General features: G+C 37.9%; 9 protein-coding genes and 1 pseudogene. 5 read left to right on the top strand and 5 right to left on the bottom strand.

Annotated features, from left to right (window positions below):
- The 3 genes from ABZA26_RS01770 to ABZA26_RS01780 form a co-directional block, all read left to right on the top strand.
- Window positions 1–864, top strand: an 864-nt coding sequence (locus ABZA26_RS01770) for a fructose-specific PTS transporter subunit EIIC (RefSeq protein ID WP_372712802.1), incomplete at its 5' end; no start/stop codon positions are given.
- 36 nt (window positions 865–900) lie between these two features.
- Window positions 901–3,537 (top strand): mannosylglycerate hydrolase, encoded by a 2,637-nt coding sequence (gene mngB / locus ABZA26_RS01775; protein ID WP_372712804.1) that lies wholly within the window; start codon window positions 901–903, stop codon window positions 3,535–3,537.
- Window positions 3,538–3,607: 70 nt separating this feature from the next.
- Entirely contained in the window at window positions 3,608–4,756 is a 1,149-nt protein-coding gene (locus tag ABZA26_RS01780; protein ID WP_372712805.1) for a glycerate kinase, read from the top strand.
- 242 nt (window positions 4,757–4,998) lie between these two features.
- On the opposite strand, the gene ABZA26_RS01785 is transcribed toward ABZA26_RS01780, so the two are convergent.
- The 3 genes from ABZA26_RS01785 to ABZA26_RS01795 all read right to left on the bottom strand — a co-directional run bounded on the left by ABZA26_RS01785 (window position 4,999) and on the right by ABZA26_RS01795 (window position 8,189).
- Entirely contained in the window at window positions 4,999–5,700 is a 702-nt protein-coding gene (locus ABZA26_RS01785; RefSeq protein ID WP_372712806.1) for an SDR family NAD(P)-dependent oxidoreductase, read from the bottom strand.
- Window positions 5,701–5,785: 85 nt separating this feature from the next.
- Entirely contained in the window at window positions 5,786–7,663 is a 1,878-nt protein-coding gene (locus ABZA26_RS01790; RefSeq protein ID WP_372712807.1) for a DUF2207 domain-containing protein, read from the bottom strand.
- The gene (locus ABZA26_RS01795) at window positions 7,644–8,189 is read right to left on the bottom strand and encodes a LemA family protein (RefSeq protein ID WP_372712808.1); all 546 of its coding nucleotides are present in this window, start codon (window positions 8,187–8,189) and stop codon (window positions 7,644–7,646) included. Before ABZA26_RS01795 ends, ABZA26_RS01790 begins: the two co-directional genes overlap by 20 nt.
- Before the next feature lie 255 nt (window positions 8,190–8,444).
- Between ABZA26_RS01795 and ABZA26_RS01800 the strand changes: the two genes are divergently transcribed.
- Together ABZA26_RS01800 and ABZA26_RS01805 are read left to right on the top strand one after the other, a co-directional pair.
- Complete coding sequence (locus tag ABZA26_RS01800) at window positions 8,445–9,722, top strand: YihY/virulence factor BrkB family protein (protein ID WP_372712809.1); 1,278 nt, start codon at window positions 8,445–8,447, stop codon at window positions 9,720–9,722.
- A 13-nt stretch (window positions 9,723–9,735) separates the two neighbouring features.
- Window positions 9,736–10,425 (top strand): SIMPL domain-containing protein, encoded by a 690-nt coding sequence (locus ABZA26_RS01805; RefSeq protein ID WP_372712810.1) that lies wholly within the window; start codon window positions 9,736–9,738, stop codon window positions 10,423–10,425.
- A gap of 22 nt (window positions 10,426–10,447) precedes the next feature.
- Here ABZA26_RS01805 and ABZA26_RS01810 read toward each other — a convergent pair whose 3' ends face one another.
- Window positions 10,448–10,954 carry an MgtC/SapB family protein gene (locus ABZA26_RS01810; protein ID WP_372712811.1) on the bottom strand — a complete coding sequence of 169 codons (507 nt, stop codon included), beginning with the start codon at window positions 10,952–10,954 and terminating at the stop codon, window positions 10,448–10,450.
- A 211-nt stretch (window positions 10,955–11,165) separates the two neighbouring features.
- Window positions 11,166–11,367: pseudogene (locus tag ABZA26_RS01815) on the bottom strand (dipeptidase PepV); the annotation flags it as partial.

Genomic DNA, 11,367 nt, shown 5'->3' on the forward strand with positions numbered 1-11,367 from the left:
TCTTTCTCTCTAGCAGATAAACCCGGACTTGGACCTGGATTTGCAGCAGGACTCGCAGCAAACCTTATCAATAGTGGATTCTTAGGTGGTATTGCCGGAGGTTTCATCGCCGGTTATACAATGAAATGGGTCAAGAAAAATGTAAGAGGTCCTCAGCACTTAAACGGATTCTTTACTTTTTACCTCTATCCTGTAATTGGTACATTAGTAGCAGGTTCACTCATGTTATTCGTAGTAGGAAAACCTGTGGCAGCTTTAAATACCGGTCTTACAAATTATCTTGACGGTTTATCTGGTGGAAATGCAATGCTTCTGGGAGCAATAATCGGAGCAATGGTTTCATTTGACCTTGGAGGACCTGTCAACAAGGCAGCTTATGCTTTCTGTGTAGGATCTATGGCAAACGGAAACTTTATGCCATATGCAACATTTGCTTCTTGTAAAATGGTATCGGCATTTACAACAACTTTAGCTACAAAGATCAGACCTCACCTTTACTCTGAAGAGGAGATACAGTGTGGAAACTCAACCTGGATTTTAGGACTTGCAGGTATTACTGAGGGAGCTATCCCGCTTATGATAGAAGATCCATTCAGAGTTATTCCTTCATTCGTAGTAGGAACTGCAGTTACAGGTGCCATGGTAGCAGCAACAGGAATAGGTCTGCAGGTTCCAGGAGCAGGAATTATTTCTATGTTTGTATTAGAAGCAGGAAAGCTTTCAAAATTAACAGAAGCAGGAATATGGCTCGGTGCAGCTCTTGTAGGAACTGCTATATCTACAGTTGTTCTGACAACATTAAGAACTAAAAAGCACAACATGTTAAAACAGCAAGCACATATGGAAAATGCTCACACTATATAATTAAATACTGTTTAAATGATTAAAGGAGAATAAATTATGAAAAAATATAAGGTACATGTAGTTCCACATATGCATTGGGATAGAGAATGGTACTTCACAACAGAAGAATCAAGAATTTTACTCCTAAATAACATGGAAGAGATCATGGAGAGACTAGAGACAGATCCTGATTACAAATACTATGTACTTGACGGTCAGACAGCAATACTGGAAGACTGTTTTGCCATAAAGCCTGAAAACAAAGACAGAATAAAAGCTCTTGTACAAGCTGGTAAACTTATAATCGGACCTTGGTATTCTCAGACAGACTCAATAGTTGTAAATGCTGAATCTATAACTAGAAATCTGCTCTACGGAATAAAAGACTGTAAAGAGTTTGGTTCACATATGTCCATAGGATATATTCCGGATTCATTCGGACAGAGTGAGCAGCTTCCTCAGATATTCAACGGATTCAACATTGATAAAAGTATGTTTTGGAGAGGATGCTCTGAAAGACACGGAACGGATAAAACTGAATTTTACTGGGAGAGTCTGGACGGAAGCAAGGTATTGAATCAGATCATGCCTCTAGGGTACGCCATAGGAAAATACCTTCCCACAGATAAAGCAGGTCTGAAGAAAAGACTGGATACATATCTGAAAGTACTAGAGCACGGAGCTACTGGAGAAGCTCTGATACTTCCAAACGGACATGATCAGATGCCTATTCAAAAGAATATATTTGAAGTAATGGATACTCTGAATGAGATGTATCCGGATCATGAATTTTTCATGAGTAACTTTGATGAAGTATACAAAGATGTAGAAAAAAATGCTGACAAGCTAGACACGATAAGGGGAGAGTTCATAGACGGAAAGTATATGAGAATCCACAGATCTATATCTTCTACAAGAATGGATATCAAGGATATTCATGCAAAGCTGGAATACAGAATCACAAACGTACTAGAGCCTCTGGCAGCTGTGGCGAGCACACTGGGATTTGAATACCATCACGGGTTGATAGAGCACATATGGAAGCTGATCATGAAAAACCATGCCCATGACAGTATTGGTTGCTGCTGCAGTGACAAAGTTCACAGAGAAATATTGGAAAGATTTGTACTGGCAAGTGACAAGGTAGAAAGTCTTATCACTCACTACAAGAGGAAGATAGCAGATCATTCTCCTGGAAAAGACGGAGCAGACAAGCTTGTGATATACAATCTTCTTCCTAACAAGGCAGAGAGAGTGGTAGATGCAACTGTAAGAATAAGGGCAAATGACTTTAGTCTAAAGGATTTTGAAGGAAATGATGTAAAGTATAATGTTATCTCTAAAAAAGAGATTGATCCAGGGCTAATAGACCGACAGATAGTTCACTATGGTGTGTATGAGCCTTTCCTGGAGTATGAGATCCAGTTTGAGGCGACAGTTCCTGCCATGGGATATGAGACATTATATATTGTTAAGGTAGATGCTGAAAATTCAGCGGTAAAACCTTTGGTAAAGGAAACTCTTGAAAATGAATTTTACACAGTTTCATTCAACAAAAATGGTACAATCAACCTTCTGGACAAAGAGCTGGGAAGAGAACATAAAAATCTGCTTCTTCTGGAAGATGGATCAGATGACGGAGATGAGTACGACTACTCTCCGCTTAGACCTGAAGAGGAAATGCTCATAACAAATGAGAGTATAGAGGCTGACATAGAAATAGTAAGCCTTGGACTTGAAGAAAAGGCTGTAATAAAATACAGACTGGATCTTCCTGCAAACCTGGAAGACAGAAAGAAAAAAATTATTAACTCTTATAACGACTTTGAAATAGAAATATCTCTTAAAAAAGGTCAGAAGAGAGTGGATGTAAAAGTCACAACAGAAAATAATGTTTCAGATCACAGATTGAGAATGCACCTTCCGACACCTTACAAATCATCTGTTTCAGTTGCAGATCAGCAGTTTGGATCTATAGAGAGAGCTGTGCATGATACTGCAATGGAAGTATGGGAAAAGGAAAACTGGAAAGAGATGCCTGTAAGTATCTACTCTATGATGAGTCTTGTAGGACTTCATAATAATGAGGAAGGACTTGCAGTTCTTACCAACGGTCTCAGAGAATATGAGATTATCGGAGAAGGATATGACACTCTTGCCATTACAATCATGAGAGGTATAGGGGTCCTTGGTAAGGAGGAACTATACTACAGACCAGGAAGGCCTTCTGGAATAAAACTTCCTACACCTGATTCTCAGATGCTGGGAAGACAGACTTATGAACTGTCTATATACACTCACAAAGGAACGACATTGGAAGGGGAAACATTCAAGGCAGCTAAGGATTATACAACATCTTATGATGTATATAACAAGATTCCTTATGATGCAATGAAGCTGAATCTAGAAGATGTAAAGGCTCCTGTAAATTACAGCCTGTTTGAATCAGAAGGGGAAGCTGGATTAAGTGTAGTAAAAATGTCTGAAGACAATAAATATCTTGTACTCAGAATATTTAACCCTTACAGAGACAGAGAGATAGACCAGACAGTTAAATTTAATACAGAGCTAAAAGAGGTAAAGACAGCAAATCTTAATGAAGATATCATAGGAGATCTGTCCTATGAAGGAAATAAAGTGAAGATAGAGAAATTAAAACCTTGTGAGGCTAGAACTATATTATTTAAACTATAAAAAAAGGGCAGCTTAAAGGCTGCCCTTTTGCTGATAATACAAAGTAAAACAGTAAACGGGAGGATGAAAAATGAAGGTTGTTGTAGCAATTGATTCTTTCAAGGGCAGCTTAGGTTCTTTTGAACTAGGAGAGATAGTAGAAAAGGGAATAAAAAAAGTATATAAAGATGCAGAGGTAAAAAAAGTTCCCATCGCTGACGGAGGAGAAGGGACTGTAGAAGCACTTGTAGAGGGTACTAACGGTAAGTTTATAGATGTAAAGGTGCATGACCCTCTCATGAGGCTGATAGATGCAAGATACGGAATAATGGGAAATAATGTGGCTGTTATAGAGATGGCAGAAGCTTCAGGGCTTCCTTTACTGAAGCCTGAAGAGAGAGACCTGAGAAAAGCCACGACATACGGGACAGGGGAGCTCATCAAAGACGCTGTCCAGAGAGGATGCAGAGAGTTTATCATAGGTATAGGGGGAAGTGCCACAAATGATGCAGGGCTCGGAATGATGCAGGCACTGGGCTACAAATTTTTGGATAAAGAAGGAAAAACTCTGGGCTGTGGTGGAGAGATAATGGAAAAAGTGTCCGAGATAGACAGCAGTGAAGCTGTCGAAGGTCTTGACCAATGTGAGTTTTTCATAGCTTGTGATGTAGACAATCCGTTTTACGGTCCTAGAGGAGCAGCCCATGTATACAGCAGACAAAAGGGGGCAGATGATGAAATGGTAGAATATCTCGACTCATCCCTCAGGAAACTGGCTCTGACTCTGAAGGAGAAGACAGGTAAGGATATAGCCGAACTTCCGGGAGCAGGGGCTGCAGGAGGACTTGGAGGAGGTTTTGTAGCCTTTTTGGACGGGGACCTGAAGCCTGGGATAGATATAATTTTGCAAGAGGTAAAACTTGCAGAGTATATAGAGGGTGCTGATTTTGTAATAACCGGTGAGGGGAAAATAGACTTTCAGTCTATAATGGGTAAGGCTCCCATGGGTGTATCCAGACTTTCCAGAGAAAAGGGAGTTCCTGTAATAGCAATAGCAGGATGTGTGGCAGATGATGCAGGGGCCATGCATGATCACGGCCTGGATGCATTCTTTTCCACAATAAATTATCCGATATCTCTTGATGAAGCTATGAATAAAGAAAGAGCTGCTATTTTTGTAGAGAAAAATATTGAAGAAATATTCAGACTTATAAAAGTCTGTGAAAAAAAATTCAGTTAATACAGCCTGAATTTTTCAGACAATATCATATTTATGGGGATGTAACTTAAAATTAGACTCAAATTTTAAAAAAATCTGTAAAATAAAATGGCCTGTGTTTCCAATGAAACACAGGCTATTTTTTATCTAAATTAACTTAGCAATATTAAATTTTAAAGTCATGTAAGGATTTAAAAAATTACAGAGGTGATTTGAGTACAAGTTCAAAAATTAAATATTATATTTTTGAGATTTATAAATATTTATTTTCTTCTGTTAATAACTAAATCTGAAATCAAAATCTTATCATTAAGGCTTGCAGATACAATCTCGTCAGCTACATCTTTAGCCATCATGAAAGTAGAAAAATCATAACCTGAATGGACATTATCCCAAAAAGGTGTGTTCATTCCCCCGGGATAAAATATAAGAACCTCTATATTTCCACCACGCACTTCATCCCTCACAGCTTCGAGAAAACCTTTTGCCCCCCACTTGGCAGCATTATATATTGTTTCATTTTTCTTTCCAGATAATGCAGCAGTTGACAGGATATTGACAATTCTGCACTTTTGATCCGTGTTTTTCATGTGTGCCACAGACCTCGAAGTCATATTGATGAGTCCAATTAAGTTTGAACCCATAACAGAGTTTATATCTTCCTCTGTCAGTTCTTCTACACTGCCGAAGAATCCTTTTCCTGCATTGTTGTAAAGATATTCTATTTCAATATTCTCTTTTTTAAAATCAGAGAACAGAGTGTCTACTCTTGCCAAATCAGAAATATCAACTTGAATACCCTTGACCTCTATACCTTCTGACAGTTGTTTCAATTTTTTTACTGAATCACTCAGCCTTTTTTCATCTCTTCCCAGGATTACAATGTTTTTTCCCAACTGGGCTAATTTTTTTGCCAGTTCATACCCCAGTCCTGAAGAGCCACCTGTTATAAGTGAATATTTCATGATTTCACCTTCTGTTTTTTTTATTTTTATTACACTGGCAAAAATGCTCCGTTTAATTTCTATTGAGATCTGCTGTAAAAGTTAATTACCAGCTGCCTCCACCTCCGCCACCGGAACCGCCACCGGAAGAACCTCCGCTAGAAGAAGAAGATCCAGGTCTCGAGCTCATAGTGCTTCCTATGGACTGGACACTTTTATTTATCTCATTGATAAAGGTGTGAGTTGTAAAGCCTCTATGCCCACGATACCAACGGGGAGGCTTGCTGGCCATACCGTCAAATTTATCCGCCCATACATTTGTAACTCCCAAAACTATCGCATAGGGGAGGATATTGTAGTAGTACTGAGGGTTTTTCTTTATCAGAGTTTCCAGTCTGCTTTTTTCTGCATGTATAAGGAAGTTTCTGAAGCCTTTTAATTTCCCCAGAATCTCTGTGCTGTAATCTGTTCTTTTAAGGGTAAATTCTGCAAGGATAAAGGAGATAAGAAAAATCACAGTCTTCAGAATAATATCCGCTATGTTGAAGATCCCTCTGAAAGTCATCATGGTGAATATATGAAAAAACACAGAGACAATAATTATAAAAGGGATTATATTCATGAGAGTCCTTGAAAATCTCAGTTTCATATCTTCTCTTTTTACCTCAAAGTTTATTATTAACTTCACTATTTTCTCTGTCACACCGAAAATTATGAGAGAGAAGGCCCCTGCAAATGGAAGGCCGATATAAAGGTCTCCTGTAAGAGTATAGAATCTGGTGTAGCCTTCTAAAAATACAGGCAAGATTGCCAGACCTTTCATAAGGGCGGAAAGATTTTTGCTTGCATCTGTATAGAGGGTCTGGGTTTTAAGGACCTTATGTTTTTTTATTATGCTCTTTACTTTATTTGTTATCTTATAAAAGTTGTTTCTGAGAGCTGAGAGCTTTACCTGGTTTCCGTCTCCGTATTTATAAAAAAGCTCCTGAAACATCATTGTTTCGTAATAAGGGGCATCTTTTCTGTCTTTTAATTTTATGAAGGTATAATCTTTTCCTGTAAGCATTTCAATCAGTCCGTGGGTATCCTCTTCCACTATTTCTATATATCCTTTTTCTGCCCAGTAGAACAACAGAGAAGTGACATCCTTGGTATCTACTGTCCCGTCTATAATATAACCTGCCTCAGCCGGAGTTATATTCTCTGGCGGGTAAAATTCCACTGCCTCTACCACTCTTTTGTCTCTGCCGAAAAAGAACCATACAAAAGAGATAATAGTGAGAAAAACAGCTGCTGCCCATTTTTTTACGTATGACAGGATGTCCAGAGGTCCGTTGAACTTAGAGGTATTTCTGTAATAACCTTCTGGAAGAGGAAGGGCAATTGTGAGAGCTTCCCCGGGTCCTAAGGGTTTTAAGGTTTCTCCGGTGATTGTGTTACCCTCTATATGGTATTCTACACCGGTATTGTCCTTGCTTCCTCTGAGACCGGAAGTAAAGTTGACTTTGCTCTGATCAAAATCAGAGGGCATCTCTATGGTGAATCTCACTTTTTTTATTGTAGTGTTCCACCTGTCCCCGATGATATTGTAGTAAAATTCATCCATTTTTTTATTGCCGTCATCTCCCACAGTGTAGTCATAGGAGAGAAGATACTTTTTTTGTCCTAATACATATCTATAGGGGTCTCCTATTTTGATTCTGGTGTCTCCCCCTGCTCTGCCCTTTGTGAAGGGAGCTCCCTTTACTGTGATATTGTCAATTTTTATATTTTTTCCCTTGTAGGTAGATGGAATATCCCGGTAGATACCGTGTCTTTCTGTTTCAAAATGTGCATTTATTTCCTCGCTGATATTATAGCTGTTGTTTTCATTTACCTTTATATTTACATTGTAATCCCCTATAGTAAAGTACTCCTGTCCGTAGGCACCTAGAGACAGAACCAGTAGCAGCATAAGAATGTATTTAAAATTTGACCTGAACATTTGATCTCTCCTTTTCTTCTGTAATCTCAAAATACTCTTTTTGTGTGAAAGAAAATATTTTTGCCACAATCAGGCTGGGAAAAGTCTCACACTTTGTGTTGAAAGATCTCACCACTCCGTTATAATATTTTCTCGATTGCAGGATGTCTCCTTCTATAGTTTCGAGCTGTCCCTGAAGCTTCATAAAATTTCCGTTGGCTTTGAGGTCTGGGTAGCTTTCAGACAGTGCAAAGATTGTCTTTAGTGCTCCGGTGAGCTCTCCCTCCATCTTCTGACGCTCCTTCATATTCCCTGCTCCCATGGCCATATTTCTTTTTTCTATGACGTTTTCCAGAGTCTTGCTTTCATGGGTGGCATATCCCTTTACAGTTTCAACAAGATTGGGTATGAGATCATATCTTTTCTTTAGATAGACATCCATTGTTGAAAATGCCTCTTCTACAATATTTTGAAGCTGGACAAAACCATTGTAGCTCATTGTGATGTAAATTCCTGCTATTATAATAATCGCTGCAACAAATATCATATTTTTCCTCCCTTTGCATTCAAAATCCTTTGTTTTTATGATACCATAACCAAAGCTGTGAAACAATACACATAAGACATCTTTCAGATTCAGTTTTATTTCTACAGTTTTTGATTTTTTAAAATTCCAATGGATTTTCATAAAAATTCCAGATAATATTTAATTTAAGTTTTAACTCTATTTTACCCCATTTAATCCCCAATGCTAAAAGGTTTTTTATATTTGCAAGAGTATATCAATTATGAGGTGGTTTCCATGAAGTTCATCAGCAATCTTAGAAATATTTACGGGAATATAATGAACGAAAGTTTTTATACATATGATTCCAGCAAAAAAAAGGTGGTTTCCCTAGTAAGAATGGCTGTTTTCACTGCTGAAAATTACAAGAAAACCCGTTCCAATCTTTGGGCATCATCTATTTCTTATTATGCCCTTCTTTCTATAGTTCCGATATTGGCAATAGCTTTCAGTATAGCAAAGGGATTGGGAGTAGAAGAATTAATAAGAAATCAGATCCTGAAAAATTCCCCTCTCCAGGAAGAGGCCCTGGAAAAGCTTATTTTGTTCTCAGAAAAACTCATGTCAAGTGCCAAAGGCGGAGTGTTGGCAGGGGTCGGGTTTATATTTCTGGGGTGGTCAGTTATAAAGATTTTTACTCTTATAGAAAGATCCTTCAATGAGATATGGGGTGTCAAAAGACAGCGGACTATTATCAGAAAATTTACAGATTATTTTTCAATAGTTCTCATGTTTCCAATTGTTTTACTTCTTTCAAACGGGGTAGTGACTACCCTTCAGCTGCATTTTATAAGCGAAGGATCACCATTGTTTTTCATAATACAGTGGATTCCGTATATGCTTTTGATCTCATTTTTTACCCTGTTGTACCTTATTATCCCCAACACCAAGGTTAATTTTTATCATGCTCTTGTAGCAGGTATAGTTGTGGGAATTCTCTTTCAGGGGCTCCAGATATCCATGATCAAATTTCAGGTTGTTCTTCTGAATTACAACAAGATCTACGGAAGTTTTTCTGTAATCCCTATATTTATGTTATGGCAGAAGGTAGTCTGGATAATAATAATTTTAGGTGCCCATCTCTCTTTTATACTTCAGAATTCTTATAAATTCAGCTATACAATAGCAGGAGTAAATCTCACATTTTCATCCAAACGTGATATCCTGTTTGTCATATGTCACATTATGGCGAAAAACTATGAGGAAGAGGGGCCTCCCCTCACTGCAGGTTTCATAGCTGAAAAGCTCTCTATAGCCACAGGAACAATAAGTGAGATGCTAGAGATACTTGTGCACTTAGATATTATTACAGAGCTGTATTCGCCTGTAGAGGACAGAGAGTTTAAGATAAAGAAAAACATAAATACATTTACGGTGAAAGAGTTTGTAGATGTCCTTGAAAATTACGGTTTTATTCAGAATATTCAAGGAGATGAAGAGGTCATGACTGTAGTCAGAAATTTTCATAAAGTCTATAGAGGAAGTCAATGGGGGACTCTTATCAAAGATGTTTAACAGGAGGTTATATATGAAAAAAATACTTGTTCTGCTGCTATTCTGTTTTTGTTTTACTGCCTACGGGGAAACTCCTGTAATAAGGACTATAAATATACAGGGAAATTCTGAAGTCTCTGCGGTTCCGGACACTGTGAGTATAAGTGCCATGGCAGAAAGCATAGATATAGAATTATCTAAGGCTGCAAATGAAAACAACAGAATAATAAGAGATGCCAGAGCATTTTTGCTGAAGGAGGGTATAGGGGAGGATGAGATTTATACATCTAGATATACTGTCTCTCATCAAATAGAGAGGTTATCAAATAACTCTCCGGGAATAAGAAAATATTTCGTAAGAAACCAGATTATTATAACTACAAAAAGAATAGATAAGATAGGAGAGATAATAACAGCTCTTGAAAAAGCAAAAATAAACAATGTCCAGGGGCTCAATTATTCGTCTTCTAAAAGTAAAATATATGAAAAAGAAGCTATGATTCTGGCCTACAAGGATGCCAAAGAAAAGGCAGAATCCATAGCATCATTAGAGGGGTTTACTATTATTCCGATGACAATAAGCTCAAGTGTATACTTTCCGAGGAATACAGACTATATGATGCAGGCAGAAGCATTTTCAAAATCAGCTCCGGCCCCTATATACACTCCAAAAACAATTGATATAACAGGAAACATAAACGTGACCTTCCAATTAAAAAAATAAAGGGCTTTCACCCTTTATTTTTTTAATCTTCCAGGAAAGGCGGACAGTTGAGATTTCTCTTGCTCATATAATGCAGTTCCGCTTTTTTCAGTGTATATATCACAAAGAAAACAATTACTGTGACGATAGTTCCTAACAGGTAGAAGCCCATGCCAAATGCTATACCTATGGCAGCGACTACCCATATTACCGCGGCTGTGGTAATCCCTTTTACACTTCCCTTTTCATGGATGATGGCTCCTGCCCCGAGGAATCCCACACCGGATACAATCTGAGCTGTCATTCTAGAAAGGTCGCTTTTAAATACCAGTGCATTTGCTGGATTAGCGGCAATGAGCTCTAACGAATCTCTTATAATAAGCACCTGAATTATAGAGATGGCAGCAGCCCCTACACATACCAGCATATTGGTTACAAATCCCGCAGCTTTTCCTCTTTTTTCACGTTCCCAGCCGATTATTCCTCCTGCTAAAAGAGCGCTGCACACTCTGAAAATAATCTCCACTTCATTTATCATGTATCTGTCCATAAATTTCTCCTTTTCTGTTATTTATTATTTACACTTAAATTTTGTGACTTATTTTACTGGATTTTCACTTCACAAAATTACAGATATCTTTATAAGATACCATATTTTATTTTTAATATGCAAAATTATTCTCAAATTTATATTTGCAGAGAGAAATTACACTTTAAAATAAAAAAACCGCCTTGGATTGACCTTGACGGTTTTTTTTAACTTATTTTGCAAGCTTGTATATAGCTTCTACATATATTTTTAACCAGGTATCGAGCTTGTCTATCTCCAGGTACTCATCTTTCTGGTGCATGTTATCTTCTTGGTCTTTCAGAAGAGAACCAAAGGCCACACAGTTATTTATCGCTCTGGCATAGGTACCTCCACCTATAGCTATAGGCTGGGCCTCACTGTCACCTGTCACA

It is taken from the genome of Ilyobacter sp. (assembly GCF_041583315.1).
In the GTDB taxonomy this organism is placed as follows: domain Bacteria; phylum Fusobacteriota; class Fusobacteriia; order Fusobacteriales; family Fusobacteriaceae; genus Ilyobacter.